Source organism: Vibrio sp. Vb1574 (assembly GCF_033338675.1).
Genome location: NZ_JAWOTC010000021.1, coordinates 1 through 26,302 on the forward strand (window position 1 = coordinate 1; position 26,302 = coordinate 26,302).

The following is a 26,302-nucleotide window of genomic DNA, read 5'->3' on the forward strand; positions in this document are numbered from 1 at the left end:
GGGTCGAAACAAGAGCCGTCATATATGGCAAGGAAAGAGATTCCAGCTTTGGAATCACGACGTGAACGGATCCAGCCACGAACAGTCACTTCGCTGTCTACTGCTAGCTGACCTTTCAATACGTCTGATACAGGCGCGTAAGTCATGTTTTCAATATTCTCCATTGAGGTAAAAATTCAACTCAACGCTTACTTAAAGTACTTGTCTAATAACATTTTTGTTCAAAAAACAAGCTAAGCGCTGAGTTGGGTAGCATTTTACAGATTCAACGAGACATATTACCTGTCAATTCGCTCGCATCAACCTTTATATTCGTTTTGATGGGGAGAATCTCTCTATTTATTCACTCTTTTGTGCTCTGAAAGTGTGAATTGGTTTAGTAATTGCTCTAAACGTTCGGATAGATGCTCTAAATCAACACTAATATCACGCGTGTGCGATGCTGATTGCGATGTGTCGTTAGCATGCAGTGTGATCACATCTATTTTAGATTGAATATGCTGACTTACATCAGATGTGGTTTGCGTCTGGTTTTGGATATCTTCTGCATGTCTGAGCACTTGGCGCATTTCGTCAACAACGTTATGCATTGTGGCTGATAGTGCCTCGACATCGACAGAGCGTTGATGAGCAAACTGGCAGACGGTATCAACAGAAGTTAATGACTCTTCACTTCCTTGCTGGAATTGAGAAATGATATGTTCAATATTACCAGTGGCTTCAGCCGTCCTAGAAGCCAGGTTACGCACTTCTTCCGCGACGACCGCAAAACCGCGTCCTTGCTCTCCGGCACGGGCGGCTTCAATAGCAGCATTCAACGCGAGCAGGTTGGTTTGTTCTGCAATACCCTTAATAACCACAAGAATGGACGACACTTCTTCGGTTCTTTGGTTTAGAGAGCTGATTTTTTCCCGTACGGTATCAATGTTACTTACTAGTTGTTTGATGTCTTCACTGACGTTGTGTGCTTGACTTGCACTATGAGTGGCGACATCAACGGTGTGATTGACCAAAACAGTAGCGTTGTTAGTCGAGTCCTCAACCGCAGTTTGTTGCTGCAACATATCGGTGATATTACTTTGTACTTCGTTGGTCTCTAGCTGTTGGTTATTGGCCGCTTTATCTGTGGACTGCGCGACAGCAGTTAGTTTACTCGCGGAGTCGGCAAGTGAGTGAGAGGTGTCTTGCACACGTTCTAAGCTTTCGGAGACCGTGTCCATGAATGAATTGATGGCTGTAGAAAGTTGGCCCACTTCATCCTGTTGGTGATGCATAAGTCGTTGAGATAGATCTTTGCTATGGCTCACATTCGACATGAATTTCGACGTTCTTTGAATTGGTCGTACAATGATTTTTTGAATCAAACTCAACGTTATGATGAAGCCCACAAATGCGATTACGGCCATTATTCCCATCGCAAACATTGCCTGTTTACTGATCATTGAATTGACATGATTCATGTTGTATTCCAAGCGAATCGCGCCCAACACTTCTCCTGCTGGTGCAACGTGGCAAGAAACGCAGTTGGTGCCACGGTAATTTTCGCTCGATTTCATTGGTAGTGCGACTACTAACCCTTTGCCCCAATCGGCTGAGATTGGTTCAATCACCAGTTCACCATTCAACGCTCGTTGATCAATATCATCGACAGGCTGCTGGTTTTGTTGCCCAGGTCCGTAAAGTTTGGTCACAGTATCAGCTCGCAACACGCGAACTGCTTCAATGCCTTCTTGGGCCAGGGCCTTTTGACGTAAGGTTTCTTTTTGCGACATGGTGCCCGTAAGCATCATCATATTTAGGCTATCGAAATAATTACTAGCCTTATCATGGAGTTGTTCACTAAGAACATCATTGATTAAGGTTTTTTGTTGATGGTATTGGTAAGCCGTAGAGGCAGCTAGAACGCAGCTGAAGACAGCAATTAACGCCAGTAAGAGCTTAAAAGTGATAGTTGAGCGCATAAATTTATAAGTGTAATTGGAACGAACTGCACAATATTAATGTGCACAAATGCGCACTGCGAACAACGAAATGAATGATTGTGACCCCACACATGTTGGGGATATGTAATTGTGATATGAGTGCTGTGTAATCAAATGTTTGGCGCGTGACAGAAATACGGCGCTTTGGTGTGAGTGATAGCAAAGAGGCCAGGAACCAGCGGAAGTTTTTGCTACGCTTGTATGGGGTAACGCTTGTCTCTTGGCAGCGAATTCCTTAGTATTGCCTGTCTTTTTAAAGCCTGAGAATCAAGATGAAAACAGAATTATACAAAGAGTTTATGTTCGAAGCAGCACACCATTTGCCACACGTACCAGAAGGTCACAAGTGTGGTCGTTTGCACGGACACTCTTTCCTTGTTCGTCTTTATGTAGAAGGTGAAGTTGATCCACATACAGGTTGGGTAGTGGATTTTGCAGAGATCAAAGCTGCATTTAAACCAATTTACAATCGCTTAGACCATTACTACCTAAACGACATTGAAGGGTTAGAGAACCCGACTAGCGAAGTGTTAGCAAAATGGATTTGGCAGCAGCTTAAGCCAAGCTTACCACTGCTAAGTAAAGTCGAAATCAAAGAAACGTGCACAGCGGGTTGTATTTACAAAGGCGAATAAGTCACTTTCTATTGAGCATTAAACAAAGGCAAGCGAGAAGCTTGCCTTTGTTGTGTCTGAATGGCCCAATTTTGATTGTGCTTCACCAGCTAGCTTAATGGGTGTCGTAGAATCCATTCTTTTTCATTATCACCCAATGTTGTTTCCTCTGTATTAATGAATCCGCACGCATCAAGAAAACTGATAGCGTATTGCTGACTTTGTGGGACAGTGGCGCAAAGAGAGGTGCTTTTAGGGTTAATGGTATACGCATAAAGGAACAGTTTACGCAATGCCTCACTCCCAACCCTTTGACGTTGGAAACGTTGATCAATCATCAAGTATTTAAGCTCCAGTTCGTATCGTTTAGCAAACGGCGCATGTTGGGAGAAACCTTTATCGATAACAAGATAGCCTACTAATAGGTCATCAGAATAAATCGTAAAGAACGCCTCTGACTTACTGCGTTTTTGGTAAGCCATTTCAAACGGTGTAAAAAATCCTTTTTGCTCTTCTTGCACATCCAATTGCATCAAACTTGAAAAATCTTTCAGTTTGGTGGGTTTAATCGCAATCATCGCTCAATCACAAATTGGCGGCATACCGTTATGCCACCACGAGTTTTTATAGAGTATTAAATCTATTTTAAGTAACTAACCGAGTGAAGAAAAGCTAGCAATGAAGAGGGTAATAATAACCTTGGTGAATATAGGCGCCCAATGTTGTGAGTAAGTGAGCACTGTCTGCCGTTTCTACGCCTTCAACAATGACCGTGCAGCGATACGTATTGCCCATAGCAATTAACTGACGCAAGGTTTCTATCTTTTTATCATCAGATTTTAGGCCAATAACAAATTCTCGGTCGATTTTGAGGTAGTCAGGATTCAGCTTGCTGATAAGCGCCACATTATTATTGCCGGTGCCAAAGTCATCAATACTGATTTTACAATCCAGTGCTTTTAGTTTCGCGACATTGCCATAAATCTCAGAGGTATAATACATCGATGCATTTTCTGTGATTTCGATTGTCAGCAAACGGCAATCCCGATTAGATAGCTCTCTATATAGGATTGAAAAGTTACGCCCTCGCAGCAAAGAAGGACAAACGTTAATGCTGATAGGGATGGGCAACGCTTTTTGTTTGGTGTAGATGGAATCAATCACCAGTAAGGTATGAGTTAGCAGCAATCCATTGCGGATCAGTGTTTCAATAAACCGTTGCGTATTTTTTACCTTAAACCGGGAGAGGGCTTCGTAGTGCACAATCTTTTGTGCCGAAGTGTTATAAATCGGCTCCAGTTTTATTTTGAATTGTCGAATTGCGCACAAGTAAGCCATAAAGGCTTGTAGGGAGCGGTGACGCAGTATAATGAGAAAAAGTAAGCTCAGTAGAATGATACTTTGAAACGGTCCAGAGATGTAATACACCTCTTTATAGCCACTATTCTTTACGTGATAATTGAAAAAGCGTTCATTGGTGTTACCAATCTCTAACGACGTTCCGGTATTCGTTGATAGCTTCATACCAGAAAGAAAAAAACGTGAAATATGATTTTCAACATTGTCGGATAAGTTAATGTTTTTAACACGAACCAAAACAGTTGCGTTATTTAAGTCAAATGATTGGGTGGTGTAATTGTTATTGTTACTCCACTCTTCAAAGGCTTTTTTGCTGACAGGGACAACGGTTTCTGGAGTGACTAAGCATCGAATATTGAAACGATCTAGCATCATGCTCGATTCCACCAACTTCACATTATCAAATAGCGACTTCAGTTCGCTTTCATTAGCAAAGCAACTCCTGCGGGAAAGGCTCTCTGCAATTTCGAAGGCGTTATCCAGATAATTATGTTTAACGATGCTGTTTATCGCGTAGTAACAGATAGCAAAGAAAATGATCGCAGTGATCAACACAACCCACATTGCTTCTGAATAGATCTTTTTATTACGCAGGCAAATACGAAGCGCTTTGCGAAGACTATTGGTTGTGTATTGATTGATCTTCTGTTGATGTTCGATGCCATTCTGGTGGTTGTTTTGCATAGTAAAAGGGATGAAGTATCCGGTCCGGTGAATGTTTTCGATAATGTTTTTGTTAGTGGTTAAATGTTCTTCCGTGAGCTTGCGAAATTTCTTTCTTAGAGCGGCCACCGCGTTTTTAAAGCCATTTTCAGGCAGTGTCATTTTGTATTGTTGAGTGATTTTGCTTTCTATTAACCGCTGACTAATCGGCGTATTTAAACTGCCGTATGTGGCGATAGTTGACAGAATGGCGTACTCATTTGGGTTGACAGGAATGGAGTGGTGGAGTGACTGATTGAGCTCTAGAGATATTTCGTTTTCGGACAAGCAAACGCAGATTTGGTTTCCAATTTCAAACCTAATCATGTGTTGATGTGCTCCAAGTTTAATTTTTGGCTACGTTATCAATAAAGCTAGGGAAGAGATGTGATTTTTTACTGAGATATCCATAATATTTGGATATATTCAACGTTTTAGGTTTTTTTTTACTTGTCCTGATAACGTATTCTCCTAGGTTTTTGGGGTATAAAAAAACCCGAGCATAAACTCGGGTTTTGATTGGTATTCAGAAAGTCGTATTAGCAAATCACTTTGATTGCTAGACCACCTTGAGATGTTTCGCGGTATTTCGCGTTCATGTCTTTACCTGTTTCTAGCATGGTTTCGATAACCTTATCTAGAGAAACAGTTGGAGCTGAAGAGCGACGTAGTGCCATGCGAGTTGAGTTGATTGCTTTTACTGCCGCAATACCGTTACGCTCGATACATGGAACCTGAACCTGACCTGCAACTGGGTCACACGTTAGACCTAAGTTGTGCTCCATCGCGATTTCTGCTGCCATACATACTTGCTCTGGGCTACCACCCATAAGCTCAGCAAGGCCTGCTGCTGCCATAGAACATGCCACGCCAACTTCACCCTGACAGCCAACCTCTGCACCAGAGATAGACGCGTTGCGCTTGTAAAGACCACCGATTGCGCCAGAAGCCGCAAAGTAACGGATGTAATCTTTTTCAGTCACAGTTTGGATGAACTTATCGTAGTAAGCCAGTACCGCAGGGATGATGCCACACGCACCGTTAGTTGGTGCTGTAACAACGCGGCCACCTGCTGCGTTCTCTTCGTTTACTGCGAAAGCAAACATGTTTACCCAATCAACAACAGACATTGGGTCGTTTGTCGTCTTTTCTGAAGTAAGTAGCTGCTGGCGAAGTGCTGCTGCACGACGAGGCACGCGTAGTGGACCAGGCAAAATACCTTCTTCATTCATACCGCGATCCATACACTCGCGCATTGTGCGCCAGATGTTCGCGAAATAAGTACGAGTTTCTTCATCTGAATGAAGCGCATGCTCATTCTTCATGGTTAGTGCGCTGATGGACAATCCACTTTCGTGGCATTGGTTAACCAGTTCCTCTGCCGTTGTAAACGGGTAAGGTACTTTTACTGGGTTCTCAGCTTCTTTACCGAAATTTTCTTCATCAACGATGAAACCACCGCCGATAGAGTAGTAAGTCTTTGAGTACACTTTTTCGTCTTCGATCCACGCGTGGATCTGCATGCCGTTTTCGTGTAGCTCTAGGTTTGTTTTGTGGAAGTTCATTCCACCTTCACGTGGGAACGATACTGTGTGACAGTGCATGCCAACAGGAAGGCGTTCAGTTTCTTCTACACGAGCGATAAAGCCCGGGATAGAATCGATATCAACTTTCTCAGGAGTGTTGCCTGCAAGACCCATGATGATAGCAATATCTGTGTGGTGACCTTTCCCTGTCAGTGATAGTGATCCATAAACGTCAACGGTGATTTTAGTGATGTCGCGCAGTTTTCCCATTGCACGAAGATCATCAATAAACTCTTTACCCGCTTTCATTGGGCCTACAGTGTGTGAGCTTGAAGGTCCAACACCGATTTTATAGATATCAAAAACACTAATCATATCGATTACCTCAGAAGAAAGCCTCCCAAGGGGAGTTGGGAGGCTTAATTTTATCGTTATATTTTTGGATTAATCATACTGCACTGGGCAGAGATGATTAAAGAGCGCCGTAGATTACAGAACTAATTGCAGCAAGACCACAGATTGCTGTGAAAATTTGCACAGGTGCTGAAGTTTTGTACTTAGCCATCGCAGGAACTTTTTGCATTGCGAAGATTGGCATCAAGAATAGGATTGCCGCAATCATTGGTGCACCCATTGTTTCAATCATACCTAGGATGCTTGGGTTAACGATAGCAACGATCCAAGTTGTGATTACAATGAAGATTAGAGACATCTTCTCGATCTTGCTTACTGGTGATTTTGAACGAGATTTCACTAGACCAACTAGACCTTCGTGCGCACCTAAGAAGTGGCCAAAGTAGCTAGAGGTGATCGCTGCGAAAGCAACCAATGGACCCATGTAAGAGATCAGTGGAGATTCATGCACGTTTGCTAGGTAAGAGAGAACAGAGATATTTTGCTCTTGCGCCGTTGCTAGTTGCTCTGGAGACAGAGAAAGTACAACAGAGAAAACGAAGAACATAACAAAGCCCATCAGCATCATTGCTGCGCCACCAGTGATAGCGTCAGTTTTCTTAACTGCGTCATCACCATATACACGACGTTGCTCTTTAGAGAACTGAGAAATGATTGGGCTGTGGTTGAAAGAGAACACAATAACAGGGATTGCTAGCCAAACGATAGCTGGCATTGCACCCCAGTCAGGTGACACTTCCATCATTGAAGTGTTCCAACCAGGAATTAGGTATACAGACAGTGCTAGTAGGATGAACACGAGAGGGTAAACCATTGCTGAAGTTGCTTTCAGCATAAGCTCTTTACCGAATACTACGCCTGCTGTCATTGCAGCAATAAGTGCACCAGAAAGTAGCCAGCGAGGAATAGATTCCATGCCCATTTGGTTAACTAGGAAAGAGTCAACTGTGTTTGTGATACCAACACCGTAGATAAGTACGATTGGGTAGATAGCGAAGAAGTAAGCGAACGTAATAAGGTTTGCGCCAGTCTTACCAAAGTGCTCTTCTACTGTGTCGGTGATGTCCGCTTCAGGGTTTTTCGCAGAAAGAACGAAACGAGCTAAAGATTTGTGTGCGAACCAAGTCATTGGTGCTGCGATTAGGGCTAGGATTACTAATGGCCAGAAGCCACCTGCACCTGCTTTAATAGGAAGGAACAGTACACCTGCACCTACTGCCGTACCAAAAAGGGACAGACACCAGGTAAAGTCTTTGTAAGAAAACTTACTAGACGATTGTGCGGTAGAAACCGCAGAAGTAGTTGTATTCATTTTTTAGTTACTCATTTTGGGAACAGGAAATAAGTCGGGAGTAATTTTGCAAGATTTTACACTAGGAAAATTAGATCTAAATCATTTATTGCTTACGCTTATTGAATGATATGTCAAAAACCTGCTTTTTATCACGAAAATGATGTGCTACTCGTGATTTCTGCTAATGAGTAAAATTAGAAAAACTTATCAATAGGGCTGTTTGTATAAATTTATTTCACCGCAAGCGTTTGCGGTGAAAATGGAAAATTAATCTAATGTGAATGAATGTTTATGAAGCAACGTTTTATTAATATTGATGCGCATAATGATCGCGCCTATAAAAGCACCGATATCAACAACTGTTTAATGTGAAATAATATGTTTTTGCATTGATTCGATAATTTGTGCCGTCATGCCCCAGATGAAATGCTGTCTATATGGGATAGCAAATACACGATGACTGCTTCTTTTTAGGTCAAATTTGGTGCTATACAATTTTTTGGGGTTCAGAATATGGTTGGCAGGAACCTCAAAAACTGACTCTACTTCATTTGGGTCAATATGCGTTTTATATTCCGGAGAAACAAAAGCCAAAAAAGGTGTCACATTAAATTGACTAATCGTTGGTAGTGTAGGCAGTTGACCAAACACATGAATATGCTCATCTTCTATCCCAACTTCTTCTTTGGTTTCCCTTAAAGCGGTATTCACGAGCTGAATATCTTCCTGCTCATATTTGCCACCGGGAAAGCTGATTTGTCCCGGATGATGGCGTAAGTGGGCTGCACGCTTAGTCAGAATGACTTGTAACCCGTCATCGCGTTCCACAAAACCGATTAAGACTGCCGCATCTCTCAGGGACTTTTCTTTCATCCATTTCAGTCGTGCAAGGGACTCTTTGTGGTAGCCCGTTGGAAGCCGAAATTGAAAGTTCTGTAGTAAATGAGTTTTGTCGATAACCAAACTGAGTCCTTATTTATCGTGCCTAACCATTATTTATTATACTCAAAGACGGCAAAGCGTATGGCGTTATCGTTACTGGTTACCAAATAAAACATTCGCATTAAAGCACTCGCCAGCACTTTCCCTCTTTGTGTTGTGTGTCTCACTCTGCTTGAACATATTAATTTGAAACTTATAAGGTTATACACCATTCTTTATTTTAGGACGTCACTATAGGACAAGTATTGGCCAATGAAAGGGATTATTTTCACCGAGTTCATGGAGTTAGTAGAAGAGAAATTCGGTCTTGATGTGTTAGACCAAGTTCTCGATCTTTCTAACGATGAAGGTGTTTACACCGCTGTTGGTAGTTACGATCACAAAGACTTGGTTAAGTTGATCGTGAATCTCAGTAAAGTATCTGGTGTTCCCCCCGAGCAACTGCAAGAAGTGTTTGGAGAGTGCGTCTTTTTGAATTTACTTCGCTCCATTCCTAGTCACGCCAGTTTGCAACAGTGTGAAACGACGTTTCAATTTGTTCGCCATGTTGAAGACTTTATTCATGTCGAAGTTAAGAAGCTCTATCCTGATGCTAACCCTCCGCAATTTGATTTCATTAGTGAAAATCAATCCCAATTGGTATTTGACTACCACAGCGCAAGATGTATGTCTCACGTATGCTTAGGATTGATAAAAGGCTGTGCTGCGCATTTTGGTGAGGTAGTTCATATCAAACATCAAAATCAGTCAGAAGATGGTAGCAAAGTACGTTTTTGGTTAGAGGCTCAATAAGAACGATATGACGGGAAGTTCCTCATTAGAAAGGAAACTCAAACGAGAAGTTGCATCAAGAAAAGCAGCTGAGCAGCTGTTGGAACAGAAAAGCTTAGAGTTATATGAATCCAACCAGCAACTCAGTGTTGCATTGAAAAAGCTGGAGCTGAAATCTAAAAAGGATCTTCGTAAGTTTGAGTTTGAAGAGCAAATTGATGCGACGTTGATTAAGTTCGGTCGTACTTTTTTATCGAGCACGTTCGATGAAGCAATGATAGCGAGCTTTATTGAGCAGCTCACTTCTAACTCGATCATTTCTGCGGCTTACTTGTTTCTTGACGCTACAAAGCTGAGCTCATTGCGTCGTCATCACTTTGGTCACTTACAGCTTCGTCATAACAACGAGATTTTCACCACTCCTAATTGGCAGGGAGAGAATTTGCATTTGCCAGTTATCATTGATGGGGAAACGGTTGGGGAGTTGATTTTCTCCGTGTTGCAAGATCAAATCGATCAGTCTTTTATTTCCAAACAGATGGAGCTCGTGTCTGACTTAGTTCATGGTGTTATTGGTCGACACTTAAGTTTAGAGCGAGAGGTCGAGCTGAGAAAGCGGGCTGAGGAATCAGAAAAAGCGACGAAGGAGTTTGTCGCCATGATTAACCATGAGCTGCGAACTCCTCTCAATGGCGTATTGGGTAGTGCGGAGTTATTGAGTCGAACCCAATTAGAAGAAGAGCAGCGTCAATACTTGAGCAATTTGACTCAATCAGGGGACTTATTGAGAGTTATCATTAATGATCTTCTTGATTTCAGTAAGATGAATGCCGGTATGATGGAAATCATACATAAAGTTTTTGCCTGGGAGGAGCTTGAAAAAGCCATCATGGGTGTATTTGCAGCTAAGGCTGCGGAAAAACGCATCCATTTCTCTATCGACAAAAAGCTGGGGATCCCTGAATTTTTAGTCGGTGACTTAGAGCGCATTACACAAATTTTGGTTAACTTGGTGGGAAACGCGATTAAGTTTACTCACTTGGGTGGTGTCGTGTTACGTGTGGAATGGCTTAATGGCACGGCTTATTTTGAGGTTGAAGACACTGGTATTGGCATCCCAATAAAAGCACAGCCGTCACTATTTGATCCATTTGTCCAAGTTGATCGCTCGGCGAAACGCAGCTTTGAAGGCTCAGGTTTAGGTCTCGCGATTTGTAAAAACCTTGTGGATTTGATGCAAGGTCAAATTAGCTTTGAAAGTGAAGAGCGCAAAGGGACAACTTTTAAAGTTGCTATTCCTCTTGAGGAAGGGCAAGCACAAGGCACAGCAGAGGGGGAATTGGTCACCATAGAGCGAAGCGATTTAGCAGGACGCTCAATATTAGTGGTTGATGACATCAGAATGAATCAAGTCATTGTTACTCAAATGCTGAAAAAACTCGACATTACACCTGATTTAAAAGCCAACGGCAAAGAAGCATTAGAAGCGGTGAAAAGTAAAGACTACGAACTGATATTCATGGACTGCCGAATGCCAGAAATGGATGGCTATGAGGCGACGATGTATCTGAGAGAGCGTGGCTTTACTCATCCTATTATTGCATTAACCGCTGGCACTACCATCGAAGAGCGTCAAAAGTGTATTGATTCAGGCATGGACGACATCCTCACTAAGCCGTACACCGCAACCGATATTGAACAGATTATGTGTAAGTGGCTTGAGCAGTAGACGCTGCCTTTTAAAAAAGAATTTTTGTTGGCCAACGGCTAAAAGCTAAAGTACATGCAAATAAAGCACACAAAAAACGCACCACGCTGGATAATGCCGATCATTTAACGATGTTTTTTGGGTCATTCTAGCGAGCCTTGGCTAGACTAAGAATCTAGTAGCAGCACGCCGAGCGGATAATGAAACAAATTTGACCACAAAGTGCTTGAATAGAAGAACCTGTATCACGCTCTTTCGTCGCTGTGCAGGGTGATGAGATACAGAAATATGCCACTCGCTGTTAAATGAGCGGCATTATCCGTTCTGGAGGCGTTTTAGATTGTTTTCGTCAATAGCATTAAAGCGGCGTTGTGTGCTGTTGAAACCTACGATTGCAGCGCTGGCAAAATCTTTGAAAGCTTATCCAACGTTTCTTGATACTCAGAGGCGCAATCGCTATCTGCCACGACGCCGCCGCCAGCCCAAGCGTAAAGTTTGTTTTTTTCCGCTACAAGAGTTCGGATAGTAATGCTGGTGTCCATACGACCATGGCGTGAAATGTAGCCAATACTGCCGCAATACGCGCTGCGTCGATGCGGCTCCAGTTCTTCAATAATCTGCATTGCGCGAACTTTAGGTGCGCCCGTAATTGAACCGCCTGGAAAACACGCTCGCAGCAAATCCGCAGGAGCGTATTGTTCATCCAAATTTGCACGAATGGTGCTCACCAAATGATGCACGGCAGGGAAGCTTTCAATATCGAACAGCTTTGGAACGTGAACGCTACCCGGTGATGCAACTCGACCAATATCATTACGCAGCAAATCGACAATCATCAGGTTTTCTGCCTGATCTTTTTCCGCTGTCTGCAAGTCATGGACATTAGCGTTATCTTGCTTTGGATCTTCGCTGCGTGGTCGAGTACCTTTGATTGGTTTCGTTTCAATGACGCGATCTTTGAGCTCTAAAAAGCGCTCTGGAGAGATACTCAAAATCGAAGACTCAGGCATACGGATAAACGCTGAGAATGGCGCTTGGTTGGCGGACTCCAATTTCAGATACGCTTGCCACTCGCTGCCTTGATACGGTGCGTTAAAGCGTTGCGCCAAATTGATCTGATAACAGTCACCGCTCAACAAGTATTCTTGCACCTGGTCAAAGCGAGTGGCGTAGCTCTCTTTCGTCATGTTTGACTGCCAATTACCAGACAAAGCGAAGTCAACGGTTTGTTCTGCTTTTTGCTCGTTTAACCATTGCCAAGCTTGCTCGATGTTCTGACCGACTAAGCATGCTTTTTTTAGCTGGTGGTCAACAACAACGGCCCATTCATACAGACCTACCGCCATATCCGGCGTGTTGAGGTCCTTTTCTGCCACTTCTGGCATCGTTTCTACGCGGCGACCTAAATCGTAACTGAAGTAACCGAGCGCACCGCCGACAAAAGGCAAATCCAATTCTTTATTTAACTCTACGTGAGGAAGCCACTGTTCTTGCAACTGATGAAGCAGCGCAAATGGGTCATCTTGAGTTGAATAGGCATTCGATGGTGTTTCAACTTGTGTGTTGTCGGCAGTGGTTTCTAACGTTGCAATTGGGTTGGCAACCAATACATCGAAGCGGCTATCGATATGCGTTTCTGATGCAGAACGCAGCAACATCGCCCAAGGTAGGTGTTGAATGCGAGAAAAAAGGTGAAGAGCAAACTCTGGTGCGTATTCCAGCGCTTTAAAATCAATGAATTGATTGTCCATGTTGTTCATTTGTGTAATTTGTGACAAAGAGATCGTTCACTGCATGGCATGTCATGGGCAGCAAGAGTATCATATTCCTCTGTATAGCCAAACTCCCTCTATTCATAGGGTTTTGAGATGGTTTACAAGTAGGCAACTTCAGCATTTCGTGTGTCGATATCAGCCGTTCGACAATTGTTTATAAAAAACGAAGCTCAAAAGAGCAATAAGCTCAACAAACACGATTGAAGCTAAGCCAATAATGGAAGCATAACTATAACGAGGCATGTAATGACGGTAATACGCAAGCAGGATGTGATCAGCAGTGTCGCTGATGCGCTACAGTATATTTCTTACTACCACCCGCTAGACTTTGTTCAAGCTCTTGAAAAAGCCTATCACCGCGAAGAGAGTCAAGCCGCGAAAGACGCGATTGCTCAGATCTTAATTAACTCCCGAATGTCCGCAGAAGGTCACCGTCCAATTTGTCAGGATACTGGTATTGTGACGTGTTTCGTCAACATCGGTATGGGCGTGCAATGGGATTCGACCGACATGACGGTTCAGCAGATGGTAGATGAAGGTGTTCGACAAGCGTACACGAACCCTGATAACCCGTTGCGTGCGTCAGTACTTATGGACCCTGCTGGTAAACGTATTAATACCAAAGACAACACGCCTGCCGTCGTACATATCAACATGGTTCCGGGCGATAAAGTTGAAATTCAGATCGCTGCGAAGGGCGGCGGTAGCGAAAACAAAACTAAGATGGTGATGCTAAACCCATCTGACGATATTGCTGAGTGGGTAGAAAAAACGCTACCAACAATGGGGGCGGGCTGGTGTCCTCCTGGTATGCTTGGCATTGGTATCGGCGGTACGGCTGAAAAAGCAGCGGTATTGGCAAAAGAATCTCTAATGGAACACATCGATATTCAAGAGCTTATTGACCGTGGCCCACAAAACGCAGAAGAAGAGCTTCGTTTGGATATCTTCAATCGCGTGAACAAACTTGGTATCGGTGCGCAAGGTCTTGGCGGTTTGACGACTGTTGTCGACGTTAAAATCAAAACTGCGCCAACGCACGCGGCTTCTAAGCCTGTTTGTTTGATCCCGAACTGTGCGGCGACTCGTCACGTACACTTCACGCTTGATGGTAGCGGCCCAGCAGAGCTAACACCACCTAAACTAGAAGATTGGCCAGATATCACTTGGGAAGCGGGCGAAAATACGCGTCGCGTAAACTTAGACACAATTACTAAAGAAGAAGTACAAGAGTGGAAGACAGGCGAAACGGTTCTTCTATCAGGTAAAATTCTGACTGGTCGTGATGCTGCGCATAAACGTATTCAAGGCATGCTAGATAACGGTGAAGGTCTACCTGAAGGCGTAGATCTCAACGGTAAGTTCATTTACTACGTAGGCCCTGTCGATGCAGTTGGTGATGAAGTCGTTGGTCCTGCTGGCCCAACAACATCAACGCGTATGGATAAATTCACCGACATGATGCTAGAAAAGACCGGCATCATGGGCATGATCGGTAAAGCTGAGCGTGGCCCTGCAACGGTTGAATCTATCAAGAATCACAAAGCGGTTTACCTAATGGCTGTAGGTGGCGCTGCGTACTTGGTGGCGAAAGCGATCAAGAAAGCTCGCGTTGTCGCATTTGAAGATTTAGGTATGGAAGCGATTTACGAATTTGAAGTTGAAGATATGCCAGTAACAGTGGCCGTCGACTCAAATGGTGTTAACGCGCACCAAATTGGTCCAGACACTTGGAAAGTGAAAATTCAAGAGATGGAAGCATAAGGCAAAGGGCAATCTTGCTGCGTCTCAGTAGAGAGAATGTGACAAGGTGCTGATTTACCTAGCAAACAATTGACAAAAGTGCAGCGAAACCTGCACTTTTTGTCTATATAATTAAGGATATAAACCTTTAGGCATAGCAATCAAACGTTATGCGAACAATAATTAGGAGACGGCATGCCTCGTTTTATTCAGATTCTACAAATTATTCTTGCTGTAGTGATAGGTGGCTTTGTTGGCTATGACTTGATTCTTCACGGTATCAGCATCTTTGATGAAAAGTACGTGACCATCACATGTGTGTTGTGGTTGATTTTGGAAATCGCTCTATTTGTTATCTATAAGTTAATCGAAGACGACTAGGCTTAAAGAAAGCGGGTTCCTGTTTAACATAGTAATCAGCGCATATAGAGTTACTAATGCTGTAGATTAAGTAAGCCTCTGAACCACTCAGGGGCTTTTCTTTTTTAACACAGCATTAAGCCGGATGTTTTGTTCATCTTTTATTAAGGTATATAAAGTTAAACTCATAGAATTCGGGATAGAACAGTATTCATAGATCGAAATTCGAAGTCGCTGACAACGTTGTTTTAAAGTGGAGTAAGATAAAGAAGCGTAATGAAGAGAATAAAGAAAGAAGTTAATGACTTTATCAACAGAGGTATGGACTCTAATGTTCGAATTGCTGTCACCGGACTTTCTCGTGCCGGTAAGACGGCATTCATCACGTCATTAGTGAATCAGCTTCTTCATACTGCAACCCATGACAATTTGCCTCTTTTGACTGCGGCTAGAGATAAGCGCCTTATTGGGGCGAAGCGTGAGCCTCAATCGAATATGATGGTGCCACGCTTTGCTTACGATGAGGCGATGAGCCAAATTCATGCCACTCCACCTCAGTGGCCAGTACCGACACGTGATGTGAGTGAGATTCGCTTAGCGCTCAAGTACAAACCAAATAAAACTACGAAAAAGCTGTTGAGTAAAACCGCAATTTTAAATGTTGATATTATCGACTATCCAGGAGAGTGGTTGCTCGACCTGCCTTTATTGGACATGGACTTTGCAACGTGGTCGCAAACTCAGTTTGATGCACTTAAAGGCCAGCGTGGCGATTTAGCCAAAGCTTGGCTTTCTGAACTGGAGAAAGTGGATCTCTTTGCAGAAGTGAATGAGAAACTACTTGAGAAAGTTGCACACACATACACCGAGTACCTTCATGCCTGTAAAGACGCTGGCCTTCATTGGGTTCAGCCTGGCCGCTTTGTATTACCTGGTGAGCTAGCAGGCGCGCCGGTGCTACAGTTTTTTCCGTGTCGTGTTGATTCGGAAAGCAAAGCGTCCAAGGGCAGTAACTTAGCGATGTTAGAAGCCCGTTTTCAGGAATACCAACAGAAAGTCGTGAAAGCGTTTTATAAGCATCATTTTGCGACCTTCGATCGCCAGATTGTACTGGTGGATTGTTTGCAGCCTCTCAATGCCGGTGATGAAGCGTTTTACGACATGCGCCAAGCGCTAGAACAGATCATGCATAGCTTCCGCTATGGTCGTAGTAGCTTTTTGCGTCGTTTGTTCTCACCAAAAATCGACAAAGTGTTGTTTGCTGCTACAAAAGCGGATCATATCACGCCCGATCAGCACCCAAATTTGGTGTCTCTGCTCCAACAAATGGTGCATCCAGCATGGCAAACGGCAGCCTACGAGAATATTGAGATGAGCTGCATGAGTATCGCTTCCATCCAAGCAACCACGACGGGGTTTATTTCCTCTGGAGATAAGACCATCCCGGCGTTACAAGGAACAACATTGGGTGGTGAGCCGATGACTATGTTTCCCGGAGAGGTGCCGAAAAAGCTACCAAATGCAGCGTATTGGCAAAACAACGGGTTTGATTTTACGTCGTTTCGTCCGATGCCCTCACCGAATGATGAGCCAGTGAAGCACATACGCTTAGACAAAGCATTGGATTACCTGATTGGAGATAAATTGAAATGAGTGAGTTGAAGCAAAAACAAGTTTTCTCTGAAAAGGTAATGGAAAAAGAGCAGCAATCGAATCAACCGGAATTGACGGCGCAGCAAACATTCGGCGAAAAAGAAACATTTGTACCTGTTGAAGTTAAAGAAGCGCACCAGGAGACCGAACAGGAATTGCAACTCGAGCATGTCATTCGTCCAAAATCGGGCAGAAAATGGCTCGCGACTGGCGCATTTGCAACTTTTGCTGGTCTGGTTGGCTGGCAAGCGGTGGACTCGGTTATAACCGCAATTCAGGCTTCTGATTGGCTAGCCTTAAGCTGGACGGGGTTTATTGCTGCGATCGCTTCGCTTGGTTTAGGAGCTATGGGTAAAGAGCTTTGGAAACTGCGAAAACTACGAAATCATTTTAGTGTTCAAGAAGAAGCAGAAGCACTTGTTAATAGTGAGAGCGTTGGGAAAGGGAAAGCCTTTTGCGAAACCGTAGCAGAACAAAGTGGTGTGATGGCAGAGAATCCGGGCTTTGATCGTTGGCAGAACAGTATTAACCCTGCTCATAGTGACGCTGAAATTCTTGATATGTATGACTCGATGGTGGTGAGCCAACAAGACAAGTTGGCAACGAAAATCGTATCACAGCACGCAACCGAGTGTGCGGCCCTAGTCGCCGTGAGCCCTCTGGCTGCCGCTGATATGTTGCTGGTGGCTTGGCGAAATTTCAAAATGATCGACAACCTCTCCAAGGTATATGGGGTAGAGCTAGGTTATGCATCTCGCATCAAGTTACTAAGAGCGGTATTTGTCAATATGGCGGCGGCTGGTGCCAGTGAGCTCGCTATTGATGCCAGTATGGACTTGATGTCGATGGATCTTGCTGGCAAAGTTTCTGCTCGTGCGGGGCAGGGGCTAGGTGTTGGTATTCTAACGGCACGTTTGGGCTTGAAAGCGATGACCTTATTGCGTCCACTACCCTGGTATCCTGACCGTCAGGTTAAGTTGGGCACCATACGCAAGGCAGTGGCGGCGAAAGTTGCATCAATTACGATGAAACCGTAACGAATATCAACTTTGATGGATAGGATTGCTTGACGCCATTCCAAGCATGATAGAAACTACTGTCAACTTTTCCTGACAGTTGTGAATTGGGATATTTTAAGTGCGTCTTGAAGTCTTATGTGAAGATCGACTCGGCTTGACCCGAGAACTGCTCGATATTTTAGCGTCTAAAAGCATCGACTTGCGTGGTATCGAAATCGATATTAGCGGTATTATCTATTTGAATTGCCCGGATATTGATTTTGATACGTTTAGTGAGCTGATGGCTGAAATCCGCCGTATTCCGGGGGTGAAAGACGTACGTAAAATCCAGTTTATGCCGATGGAGCGCCACAATACGGAGCTGCTCTCGTTAGTTGATAACTTGCCCGATCCTGTTTTTGCCATTGATCTTAAAGGTGCCGTAGACATGGCAAACATGTCTGCACTTTCATTGCTTGGCCTTCACAAGCAAGAAGTGATTGGTACTCAAATCAGTGCTTTGTTACCAAGTGTTCGTTTCTCTCGTTGGTCTGAGGGTGTGAATGGCCGAACACGGGAAAACCTTGTGATTGAGGGCTTGGACTATGTTCTAGAGTTGATGCCCGTTTATATCCGAGACGAAGCGCAAAACTCGACTCTAGCGAGTACTCTAATGACGATTCGCTCTAGTCAGCAAGTTGCCAGAATTGAAGAAGCGCTACCGCTGCATAACCCTCTGGGTTTTGAGCACTTTGTTGGTATATCGAACCGTCATAAAGCACTAATGAACCAAGCTAAGAAGCTGTCTGTGCTTGACCAACCATTGTTGATTGAGGGCGAAACGGGGACCGGTAAAGAAATGCTTGCTAAAGCTTGCCACAGCCGTTCTAGCCGCGCGAGCAAGCCATTCCTAGTTTTGAGTTGTGCTTCGATGCCTGACGATGTAGCAGAAACCGAACTTTTTGGTCATGCGCCGGGTTCATTTAATCATGAACAAGGCCACAAAGGCATCTTTGAGCAAGCAAATGGCGGGACGGTATTTCTTGATGAAATCGGTGAAATGAGTTCGCATCTTCAAATCAAGCTGTTACGTTTTCTACAAGATGGTAATTTCCGTCGTGTCGGTGCAGAAGATGAGATGCATGTCGATGTTCGTATCATCGCTTCAACAAAACATAACCTTGCCGAGCTTTCTGAAGCAGGAATGTTCCGTGAAGATTTGTATTATCGTCTCAACGTACTTACGCTCAGCATTCCTCCGTTACGTAAGCGCTCAAACGACGTTGCACCATTGCTTGAGTTGTTTGTGGCGAAACATGCTCAACAGCTTGGGATTGATAAGCCAGAGTTTGATGATGGTCTAGTTGATGCCCTTGCAAATTATCAGTGGCCAGGAAACATGCGCCAGCTGGATAACATGATTCTTCGAGCGCTCACGGAAATGGATGGTGATATACTAAACGCGGGTCACTTCAATTTACCTCAGCCTCAGTCAGTCGGCGCTGGTAGTGCAACGCTTAACATCGACGGTTCTTTGGATGAGATCATGCGTGATTATGAATCTCAAGTTCTGGAACGTTTGTATCAGTCATTCCCATCAAGCCGTAAGCTTGCTAAGCGCTTAAATGTATCGCATACCTCAATCGCTAATAAACTGCGTGATTACGGTATCCGTAAGAATTAATCGAATTGAACGAAAAGACGGAATTAATCATTTGTAATGGAAGATAACAGCTCATCTATCGCCGTTCATATGTTGGACGGTGACTTGCTTCTTCGTACCGCTGAAATCGGTGACGCAGATATGATTGCCGAATATTTTCAAGCGAACCGAGAATACCTGAAACCGTTTGAACCGAAACGTGAAGAGGCTTTTTTCTCAGTGAACGGTTGGTTGCAAAAGCTTATCAAGCTCAATGAGCTGCATCGAATGGGATTGGGGTATTATTGCCTTTTAGTCAGAGCCTCTTCGGGTGAAATGCTAGGTACGATATCCTTTAGTAGTTTGAGTCGTTTTCCTTTTTATTCTTGTAACGTCGGATATTCTCTCGCTGAAAAAGCGCAAGGGCATGGTTATATGCGTCGTGGATTAACCATGGCTTGCGACTACATGTTTAACGTTCAGAAACTGCATCGTATTCAAGCTGGCTACATGCCTCACAATAAACGCAGTGAATCTGTGCTAGAGCATGTAGGGTTCAACCGAGAAGGGTATGCAAAAGATTACCTTTTGATTAATGGTGAGTGGCAAGACCACGTTCTAACGTCGCTTATTAATCCGAATTGGCAGCAAGAAGGGCGATAGTATGGAACGATTGGAAAAGCAGTTAGCACTTGTAATCGAGCTCGATAAACTCAAAAGCATTTTGCGCCGAACTCGAGTTAAAAGTGCTGAAGGGCGCCTCGAAAATAGTGGTGAGCATAGTTGGTATGTCGCACTGATGGCAATATTGATGGAAGAGCATGCGAATGCACCTGTTGATATTTGCCGAGTGATGAAAATGTTATTGATACATGACGTAGTAGAGATCGACGCGGGCGATACCTTTGTTTATGATACTGTGCTGCGTCTCAAGAGCAAGCAGAAAAAGAAATTAGAGCTGCAGAGCGCTTGTTTGGTATGTTACCCAGCGATCAGGAGCAAGAGCTATTGGCGCTTTGGCATGAATTTGAAGCCGCGCAGACCGATGATGCTAAGTATGCAAAAGCACTCGATCGGTTAATTCCAATGCTCTTGAACTACCATAATAATGGTCAGAGTTGGAAGGAACATGGTGTCTCACGCGAACAAGCACTTACCATTAATAAACGAATTGAATTTGGCTCTGTTACCTTATGGGACAAAGCGAAAGAGTTGATTGAAGAAGCCACAGAGAAAGGTTGGCTGAAATCGTAATAAAGGAGACTGAATGTCTTATTTGCCTTTGGACGAATACCAAAGAAAATGGATTTTTACGCATCAGTCGATGCCTGTGCCAGAAGAAGATTTGGCTTTTATTAAGCCGATGAGCCAAGCCCGCTCAGCACAATTTTGGAAAGAAAATATCAGTGCTCAAAGCCCTGATATGGATAGACTAAGTTCCCAAGACTGGCCAATGAACGAGGCGAATTGGTCTGAAACTGTGGATTGGATGGCTGCGTGGGAGTCGGATGATCCTGACATGCCAGCGGAAGCTGAGGCACATATCGATTGGCAAGACGATGTAACCGTTTACTTTTGCTACGAGAAGTACAATGTCATCGAAACGAAATGGTCTATTTTTAAAAAGCACTGGAAGAACTTTCTCTTTTATGACGATGGTCCGATACTAATAGGACGTCGCCGTTCGCAAGCACTTTGGTTTGATTCAAAAGGCAATGTGAAACTCGGTGTTCGTCAATAACGAGTTGTAAAGCAAAGCCACCTTTCGAGGTGGCTTTGTTTTTCTAAAGGCTGGATAATGGACTCAACACACCGCCAGCCCCGCGCTCGATAACGTGAGTATAGATTTGCGTGGTATATACACTCGCGCTATAAGTTATTGTTTTTATTGGTAGCTATCACGCCCTGACAGAAGTGGGGCGCTGGTGGGACAATTCAGAATTATTTATATTAAAATTCGTGTGTGAAGATTTGAGCGTTACTTGTAGTCACTCATACTCGATCTTGCACATCCACATCCCCTGGTTAGTCACGACTAGGTCGTACTGTCGAGCTGTCAGTATCGTAAGTCACAATTGGACAACAATGATTTAGTTCCATCAACTTAAGCAAAGGCTGAACAGTTGAGAGATTAAATGATACAAACTAGGCCATAAGGTGTTGATTTGGGTAGCAAAATAATAAAACACTTTACCTCTAATCAATTATTTAATCTATAATATGCATCATAACACTATAAATGGGGTTGGCTATGTATAAAAAGATTATTTTTTTCTCATCTATAACACTATTATCTGGCTGCGGAGATAGCCCAATAGATAATGTAAAAAATCAACATTTTAACAATTTTAGTGACTACACTATAGGTGAATTACTTGACAATAGAGGTGTTTGCGAAAATGTTGAGTGGAGCGAGAATAAAGAAAGTAAAACTGTTTTATACACTTGTACTTTAAAAAAAGGAAAAGATTTCTATACCTTTAATGAAAATTATGCAAATACACTAAGAGAAAATCAAAAACAAAAAGGATTGGAGCTTGCTTCTAAAAAAACAGCCGATGTTATTAATAATTCAAAAGAAATATTAGCTACGATAAACGAACAGAATACGATTATTAACAATTTGCTTAATGATAAAAGAAATGTTTTTACTCTATATAAAAATGAAGATTATAAAAATTATATCTATAAGGCTGTAAGAGAATACAATAGAACGCAGGATTCATATAACTTTAAATCAAAAGCAATAATGGAATTTGGTTTGATGCCACATTCTGATGTTACCTTTGAAGACGTTCAAGATGTTTATCAATATTTAATTGAAAATAACAAAACTAACTCTGTTAACCATAGGTTCTTAAAAAGAAAGATAGAGGGAGATGAGCAAGAAAGTGGTCTATATCAACAATGTGTTTCTGTTGAAACATATAATGCAATTCAGACAATGAAGAATGACAAATCATGGATAAATGAAGTTAACTCAAAACACTATTTAGAAATGAAAAAACTTTGCATTGAAAATTTAAAAGGATTTAAATCAGATACCTACAATCAGGACTTAGATAATTGTATTGCATATTCATACAAACCTGACTATGGAAAATTAGCACGTGAACAAGGTTTGAATGAAGAAACAAAAAACAATATAGTTAGATACTGCTCTGAGAGAAAAGATAAAAAGCTAGTTGAATACCGTAATCTATTAGATAAATATAATATTTCTATCCAAAATGAATTGGTTTCTTTATTAAAAAAACAATTAATTGAAAACGAAAAAATACTCGAAGATTCTGAAAGAACCTTAAAATTCTATGGTTCAAATAATAGGAAAATAGAAGAAAATAAAGAGTCCGATAAATATGCCGAAGCTAGTGTTGTCAGATATTCTCTAACCAATATATTAAAAGGTGAAGAAAAAATCCTTTGGGAGTATAGTGACACATCTAAAAAATATATTGTTAGAAATATGGAAAATATCCAATATGAATATGGTGGAACAACAATGACGTCTAGCTTGTTCCTTGATGTGTTAATATATTCTTCAATTAACAATGTTAATGACATTGATAGCTATATGAGGAGCCAAAAGAAAAAAATAGCTGATAGCATGATGAAGTATTATTAAAATATCTAAATGCATGTGTAAGGTTAAAATCGATTTAAATGTACATCCTTAGGCGGACTCGTCATGCGCGACCTAGCAGCATTGATTAAGTAAGGTGAAACTAGGACTTAACACCATATCACTTACTTGTAGAGGGTAACGCTAGTTCCAAGCCCAATCCATTGGGCTTGGAACATTAAACCCAACCTTGAGCTCGGAATGCCAAGCGTTGGGAATCACTCTTAAATTTATTAAGTGCACTATACTATTTGCCCCCTTTTCTACCAAACATAGGTTGCAGCTCGTCCCATAAACCATCTTCTAACGCCTGGATCAATAAATCATCTTCGTTATCTATCTGATAATATAAAACTTTAATCTTTACGTTTGTCTGAATCGCCCAGCGAGACATATGCATAGCAAACAAGCCTCCACTTTCGGCACCAAGGTGTTGATTTAGTCTAGATCTAAGCTTTTTTGAACGACCGACATACAAATACTGTGAGTTTGCATGATTGATTCGGCAGTAATCTTTCTTTGCTTCTTTCACGTGTTGGTCTTCACGGGCACCTTTCAGAGAATTAATGATCTCAGTCTGGATTATGTCATTCGAATTCAGAACTTCAATAACATAAAGGAAATCTGTGCCTGACAAATCTTTCGAGTAGCCAGCAGGAACACTACTTAGCAACTCATTTAGGTAGTGTTGGTTTAATTTTGAGGTTTCAAACTCGAGCTCTACGGCACGAGGATATTTGAAATTTTTTACTGTTTCAGATAGAAGTAAAAGTGATTTTGATGAGTTGCTAATTGCATTTTTTATATTTACTTCATTCATACTCATATCTCAAACTTTTTGGATGTACACTTTATATACGGTTTGTAGCCGTTATTATTCTCACATGATGCAAATTTGTGACAGCTACTCAATAGGTTAATATTCTACAAGGGGATTAGATTGCACAAGGTTGAAAAACTAATGAAAGTTTGATGTTTGAATAGACTCCTGCGGATAACTTTAGATAGGGAAAGCTCTCATTATTGTGAACCACAAAGAGCTTTTGCACTAAATGACTTTGAGGAAATTCTGTTCCGCACATTGAAATACACATAATCCGAATGGCCTTATTTATTTAAAGCCATAAGCCCATTTAAGTATTCGACTTGTTCATGCGAGTGTGACTTCATGAATCTTCCGTAAACACGTTCCAACATCATCGTGCTTTTGTGTCCCATCTGCTCAGCGATAAAAGAGAGGTTTGCCCCTTTGGTGATCAACCAACAAGCGTAGGTATGTCGAGATTGATATGAACAGCGATGGCGGATACTAGCTCTCTTAAGTGCGCGTGACCATAGTCGATTATATGTTGTCGTTTTATAGGTCTCACTCGTTTCTTGGCCATTACGACGTTCTGGAATAAACACGAATCGAACGCTTTCTTGGCGAAAAGTGTTTGAACCTTTTACTTCCACTAAAATATCTCTAACTGGGCTAAACATAGTTAGCTCTCTTTGAGACTTAAGGGCAAGGAGAGCAGGTTCAAGTAAGTGAATAGTTCGCTCTGACTTCTTATTCTTCGGCGTTGTGAACTTTCGTTCAATCGTGACGTTGCGAGTAACTTCGATCGTACCTTTCTCAAGGTCGACGTCTTCCCATGCTAACGCACAGAGCTCACCAGTCCGCATGCCCGTGTAAATGGCTAAGGTGAACATATTCCGCTGCTGTAAGTTTGTCGTTGACTCGATTAGCTGGTGGAACTCTTCTAGTTCTAGTGGATCCGGCTCACCAGAGCCACCACTTAGTAACTCAACATGCAGAAATGGGTTGTCATCGATAAATTTTGATTTCACTGCTAAATCAAAACATCGGCGCATTAGTTTGATCATATTATTGATCGTCTTTGCGCTTCGTGGTCTTCCATTGCGAGTAGGGGAGTCGACCATTAACTTTTGGCACTTTAGTGCATCCATAATCGTGATGGTGGAGATAGTACGTTCCTCACCAACAAACAAGCAGCATGCTCTTGCGGTAGTACTCAATACATAGAGTGACTGCGAAGCCATAGTCGTTTTCTTCAATTGAATATAGTCATCAAACAACTCGCGAACAGTAAGGTTCTTACCACGCTGTTCTGGAGTCGCAAAGAGTTGCGCTTTCTTTGATGTTGGAAATCGAGATAAGTAATCAAATGTGCCTAATGAAATTTCAGAAAGTATAGAAGCGCGTAGATGACTTGCTTTTTTGAGATTACCTTTGGTGACTTCCCAGCCTTTTAGGGTCTCTCGACAACGCATCTCACGGTAAGTAAAACTAATGCGGATAGACTTACCGCGGATTTCTACACCTTCTGGTGTGTTCATTATGCAACCCTTTCTCTTGCTGAAAACTCATCGATGGCAACACGGTCATACTTATAGCCTTTACCACCATCACTACTCTTACCGGACGACTTTTTAAAATGAACGCCTTCAATCCAACGAAACTGACGATAGTCTTTGATTTCATTGGTCGACATGCCTGTTAAATCAATTAAAAGGTCCTCTTTCACCCAACGGCTAGGCTCTAATTGAATCACCGTAAATGTTCTCATCGGTAAACTCCTATATAGTTGAATTGAGAGAAGAGCAGGGCAACCACCTTACTCTTCTTAATTTGGTGGTTGACGTGTTAATAGCAGCGAAGTAGTGACAGATAATGTAAGTTAATGAGGGCCATTACTTCACTCCACCAGGATATCGATTGAAGTTCAGGTTCTTACGACCACCTTTCGTTACGTCCTGATTACAAAAATAGAAAGCGGAACCTAACACGGGTTCATTTTCCATAATTGCTGCTAGTTCCTGCTCAAACTGCACATCATTCATTCGTTGTTTAACGGCTGAGTCCTTGGGTTGCTCTTTTGGTAAACGCGCATCAGTTGGGCGAAGTTCCATCACACCATCAACCGCTCTATTGATCTCTTCTTGTGTCATGCTCATCGCGAAATCCTTACATTACTTGTGCTGCATCTCTGGCGAACATGTTTAGAAATTGATTGGTGAGCGAGACATTAGAAGGACATTCTTTGCTGATGCCCCAGCCGTTGCTCTCGTTCTCTGGTTTAATCAGAGTTAGGTTGATCACTTCACAACCTAGTTGGTGACTAAAGTAAGGGGCCGATGTCGTGACCTGCCCGAATTGAGTATCGATGGTTGCCGCCATAGATATTTCCTCG

23 protein-coding genes and 2 pseudogenes are annotated in these 26,302 nt (G+C 42.6%); 12 read left to right on the forward strand and 13 right to left on the reverse strand.

The genetic code is table 11. From position 1 onward, the window contains the following. Nucleotides 1-146: pseudogene (locus tag R7O12_RS14035) on the reverse strand (asparagine--tRNA ligase); the annotation flags it as partial. Between the two features lie 189 nt (nucleotides 147-335). After that, nucleotides 336-1,961, reverse strand: a complete 1,626-nt coding sequence (locus R7O12_RS14040) for a methyl-accepting chemotaxis protein (protein ID WP_132936781.1) — start codon at nucleotides 1,959-1,961, stop codon at nucleotides 336-338. A gap of 293 nt (nucleotides 1,962-2,254) precedes the next feature. On the opposite strand from R7O12_RS14040, the gene queD reads away from it, so the two are divergent. Continuing rightward, nucleotides 2,255-2,617, forward strand: coding sequence for a 6-carboxytetrahydropterin synthase QueD (gene queD / locus R7O12_RS14045; protein WP_005376896.1), 363 nt, complete (start codon nucleotides 2,255-2,257; stop codon nucleotides 2,615-2,617). 89 nt (nucleotides 2,618-2,706) lie between these two features. Here queD and R7O12_RS14050 read toward each other — a convergent pair whose 3' ends face one another. From R7O12_RS14050 to R7O12_RS14070, 5 genes are all read right to left on the reverse strand, one after another. Then, entirely contained in the window at nucleotides 2,707-3,174 is a 468-nt protein-coding gene (locus R7O12_RS14050; protein ID WP_025767296.1) for a GNAT family N-acetyltransferase, read from the reverse strand. 94 nt (nucleotides 3,175-3,268) lie between these two features. Continuing rightward, entirely contained in the window at nucleotides 3,269-4,984 is a 1,716-nt protein-coding gene (locus R7O12_RS14055; RefSeq protein WP_031778938.1) for an EAL domain-containing protein, read from the reverse strand. Nucleotides 4,985-5,196: 212 nt separating this feature from the next. Next, nucleotides 5,197-6,558 carry an L-serine ammonia-lyase gene (locus tag R7O12_RS14060; protein WP_042522776.1) on the reverse strand — a complete coding sequence of 454 codons (1,362 nt, stop codon included), beginning with the start codon at nucleotides 6,556-6,558 and terminating at the stop codon, nucleotides 5,197-5,199. Nucleotides 6,559-6,655: 97 nt separating this feature from the next. Further along, the gene (locus R7O12_RS14065; RefSeq protein ID WP_005388284.1) at nucleotides 6,656-7,909 is read right to left on the reverse strand and encodes an aromatic amino acid transport family protein; all 1,254 of its coding nucleotides are present in this window, start codon (nucleotides 7,907-7,909) and stop codon (nucleotides 6,656-6,658) included. Between the two features lie 345 nt (nucleotides 7,910-8,254). Beyond that, nucleotides 8,255-8,854 carry a CoA pyrophosphatase gene (locus tag R7O12_RS14070; protein WP_005376901.1) on the reverse strand — a complete coding sequence of 200 codons (600 nt, stop codon included), beginning with the start codon at nucleotides 8,852-8,854 and terminating at the stop codon, nucleotides 8,255-8,257. Between the two features lie 231 nt (nucleotides 8,855-9,085). Here R7O12_RS14070 and R7O12_RS14075 point away from each other — a divergent pair, with 231 nt between their 5' ends. Both R7O12_RS14075 and R7O12_RS14080 read left to right on the forward strand, forming a co-directional pair. Beyond that, on the forward strand, nucleotides 9,086-9,625 hold the full coding sequence (locus R7O12_RS14075; protein WP_005388282.1) for a heme NO-binding domain-containing protein: 540 nt from the start codon (nucleotides 9,086-9,088) through the stop codon (nucleotides 9,623-9,625). 7 nt (nucleotides 9,626-9,632) lie between these two features. After that, nucleotides 9,633-11,333, forward strand: coding sequence for an ATP-binding protein (locus R7O12_RS14080; protein WP_005376903.1), 1,701 nt, complete (start codon nucleotides 9,633-9,635; stop codon nucleotides 11,331-11,333). 365 nt (nucleotides 11,334-11,698) lie between these two features. Here R7O12_RS14080 and pabB read toward each other — a convergent pair whose 3' ends face one another. Then, nucleotides 11,699-13,063: an aminodeoxychorismate synthase component 1 gene (pabB, locus tag R7O12_RS14085; protein WP_054574730.1), complete on the reverse strand. Its 1,365-nt coding sequence runs from the start codon at nucleotides 13,061-13,063 to the stop codon at nucleotides 11,699-11,701. Nucleotides 13,064-13,333: 270 nt separating this feature from the next. On the opposite strand from pabB, the gene R7O12_RS14090 reads away from it, so the two are divergent. The 9 genes and pseudogenes from R7O12_RS14090 (at nucleotide 13,334) to R7O12_RS14130 (ending at nucleotide 23,108) form a co-directional block, all read left to right on the forward strand. Then, a complete protein-coding gene (locus R7O12_RS14090; RefSeq protein WP_005376905.1) occupies nucleotides 13,334-14,851 on the forward strand; it encodes a fumarate hydratase in 1,518 nt (505 codons plus the stop codon). Nucleotides 14,852-15,025: 174 nt separating this feature from the next. Further along, on the forward strand, nucleotides 15,026-15,211 hold the full coding sequence (locus R7O12_RS14095; protein WP_005376906.1) for a hypothetical protein: 186 nt from the start codon (nucleotides 15,026-15,028) through the stop codon (nucleotides 15,209-15,211). 255 nt (nucleotides 15,212-15,466) lie between these two features. Further along, nucleotides 15,467-16,843 (forward strand): YcjX family protein, encoded by a 1,377-nt coding sequence (locus R7O12_RS14100; protein ID WP_065274661.1) that lies wholly within the window; start codon nucleotides 15,467-15,469, stop codon nucleotides 16,841-16,843. After that, entirely contained in the window at nucleotides 16,840-17,880 is a 1,041-nt protein-coding gene (locus tag R7O12_RS14105) for a YcjF family protein (protein ID WP_005388274.1), read from the forward strand. Before R7O12_RS14100 ends, R7O12_RS14105 begins: the two co-directional genes overlap by 4 nt. Before the next feature lie 100 nt (nucleotides 17,881-17,980). Continuing rightward, nucleotides 17,981-19,525, forward strand: a complete 1,545-nt coding sequence (tyrR, locus tag R7O12_RS14110) for a transcriptional regulator TyrR (protein ID WP_318106035.1) — start codon at nucleotides 17,981-17,983, stop codon at nucleotides 19,523-19,525. A gap of 36 nt (nucleotides 19,526-19,561) precedes the next feature. Next, the gene (gene rimJ / locus R7O12_RS14115; RefSeq protein ID WP_025767303.1) at nucleotides 19,562-20,146 is read left to right on the forward strand and encodes a ribosomal protein S5-alanine N-acetyltransferase; all 585 of its coding nucleotides are present in this window, start codon (nucleotides 19,562-19,564) and stop codon (nucleotides 20,144-20,146) included. 1 nt (nucleotide 20,147) lies between these two features. Further along, a pseudogene (locus R7O12_RS14120) lies at nucleotides 20,148-20,737 on the forward strand (HD domain-containing protein). A 13-nt stretch (nucleotides 20,738-20,750) separates the two neighbouring features. After that, entirely contained in the window at nucleotides 20,751-21,224 is a 474-nt protein-coding gene (locus R7O12_RS14125; protein ID WP_017636094.1) for a DUF2947 domain-containing protein, read from the forward strand. Between the two features lie 510 nt (nucleotides 21,225-21,734). Continuing rightward, complete coding sequence (locus R7O12_RS14130) at nucleotides 21,735-23,108, forward strand: hypothetical protein (protein ID WP_318126019.1); 1,374 nt, start codon at nucleotides 21,735-21,737, stop codon at nucleotides 23,106-23,108. A gap of 244 nt (nucleotides 23,109-23,352) precedes the next feature. On the opposite strand, the gene R7O12_RS14135 is transcribed toward R7O12_RS14130, so the two are convergent. From R7O12_RS14135 to R7O12_RS14155, 5 genes are all read right to left on the reverse strand, one after another. Then, nucleotides 23,353-23,931: a GIY-YIG nuclease family protein gene (locus R7O12_RS14135; protein WP_318126021.1), complete on the reverse strand. Its 579-nt coding sequence runs from the start codon at nucleotides 23,929-23,931 to the stop codon at nucleotides 23,353-23,355. A 281-nt stretch (nucleotides 23,932-24,212) separates the two neighbouring features. Then, a complete protein-coding gene (locus R7O12_RS14140) occupies nucleotides 24,213-25,448 on the reverse strand; it encodes a tyrosine-type recombinase/integrase (protein WP_318126023.1) in 1,236 nt (411 codons plus the stop codon). Further along, the gene (gene xisR, locus R7O12_RS14145; protein ID WP_137282197.1) at nucleotides 25,448-25,678 is read right to left on the reverse strand and encodes an excisionase family protein; all 231 of its coding nucleotides are present in this window, start codon (nucleotides 25,676-25,678) and stop codon (nucleotides 25,448-25,450) included. Before xisR ends, R7O12_RS14140 begins: the two co-directional genes overlap by 1 nt. A 124-nt stretch (nucleotides 25,679-25,802) precedes the next feature. After that, nucleotides 25,803-26,066 (reverse strand): hypothetical protein, encoded by a 264-nt coding sequence (locus R7O12_RS14150; RefSeq protein WP_140333105.1) that lies wholly within the window; start codon nucleotides 26,064-26,066, stop codon nucleotides 25,803-25,805. Between the two features lie 10 nt (nucleotides 26,067-26,076). Then, nucleotides 26,077-26,289 (reverse strand): hypothetical protein, encoded by a 213-nt coding sequence (locus R7O12_RS14155; protein WP_005376930.1) that lies wholly within the window; start codon nucleotides 26,287-26,289, stop codon nucleotides 26,077-26,079. Nucleotides 26,290-26,302 lie beyond the last annotated feature (13 nt).

Bases quoted from the DNA above. Each gene is read 5' to 3' on its own strand.
- R7O12_RS14065 (WP_005388284.1), bottom strand. From the start codon at position 7,909: ATGAATACAACTACTTCTGCGGTTTCTACCGCACAATCGTCTAGTAAG.
- R7O12_RS14075 (WP_005388282.1), top strand. From the start codon at position 9,086: ATGAAAGGGATTATTTTCACCGAGTTCATGGAGTTAGTAGAAGAGAAA.
- R7O12_RS14040 (WP_132936781.1), bottom strand. From the start codon at position 1,961: ATGCGCTCAACTATCACTTTTAAGCTCTTACTGGCGTTAATTGCTGTC.
- rimJ (WP_025767303.1), top strand. From the start codon at position 19,562: ATGGAAGATAACAGCTCATCTATCGCCGTTCATATGTTGGACGGTGAC.
- R7O12_RS14125 (WP_017636094.1), top strand. From the start codon at position 20,751: ATGTCTTATTTGCCTTTGGACGAATACCAAAGAAAATGGATTTTTACG.
- R7O12_RS14105 (WP_005388274.1), top strand. From the start codon at position 16,840: ATGAGTGAGTTGAAGCAAAAACAAGTTTTCTCTGAAAAGGTAATGGAA.
- R7O12_RS14055 (WP_031778938.1), bottom strand. From the start codon at position 4,984: ATGATTAGGTTTGAAATTGGAAACCAAATCTGCGTTTGCTTGTCCGAA.
- R7O12_RS14050 (WP_025767296.1), bottom strand. From the start codon at position 3,174: ATGATTGCGATTAAACCCACCAAACTGAAAGATTTTTCAAGTTTGATG.
- R7O12_RS14060 (WP_042522776.1), bottom strand. From the start codon at position 6,558: ATGATTAGTGTTTTTGATATCTATAAAATCGGTGTTGGACCTTCAAGC.
- pabB (WP_054574730.1), bottom strand. From the start codon at position 13,063: ATGGACAATCAATTCATTGATTTTAAAGCGCTGGAATACGCACCAGAG.
- R7O12_RS14140 (WP_318126023.1), bottom strand. From the start codon at position 25,448: ATGAACACACCAGAAGGTGTAGAAATCCGCGGTAAGTCTATCCGCATT.
- R7O12_RS14100 (WP_065274661.1), top strand. From the start codon at position 15,467: ATGAAGAGAATAAAGAAAGAAGTTAATGACTTTATCAACAGAGGTATG.
- R7O12_RS14080 (WP_005376903.1), top strand. From the start codon at position 9,633: ATGACGGGAAGTTCCTCATTAGAAAGGAAACTCAAACGAGAAGTTGCA.
- R7O12_RS14155 (WP_005376930.1), bottom strand. From the start codon at position 26,289: ATGGCGGCAACCATCGATACTCAATTCGGGCAGGTCACGACATCGGCC.
- R7O12_RS14135 (WP_318126021.1), bottom strand. From the start codon at position 23,931: ATGAGTATGAATGAAGTAAATATAAAAAATGCAATTAGCAACTCATCA.
- R7O12_RS14090 (WP_005376905.1), top strand. From the start codon at position 13,334: ATGACGGTAATACGCAAGCAGGATGTGATCAGCAGTGTCGCTGATGCG.
- xisR (WP_137282197.1), bottom strand. From the start codon at position 25,678: ATGAGAACATTTACGGTGATTCAATTAGAGCCTAGCCGTTGGGTGAAA.
- R7O12_RS14130 (WP_318126019.1), top strand. From the start codon at position 21,735: ATGTATAAAAAGATTATTTTTTTCTCATCTATAACACTATTATCTGGC.
- R7O12_RS14150 (WP_140333105.1), bottom strand. From the start codon at position 26,066: ATGAGCATGACACAAGAAGAGATCAATAGAGCGGTTGATGGTGTGATG.
- queD (WP_005376896.1), top strand. From the start codon at position 2,255: ATGAAAACAGAATTATACAAAGAGTTTATGTTCGAAGCAGCACACCAT.
- R7O12_RS14095 (WP_005376906.1), top strand. From the start codon at position 15,026: ATGCCTCGTTTTATTCAGATTCTACAAATTATTCTTGCTGTAGTGATA.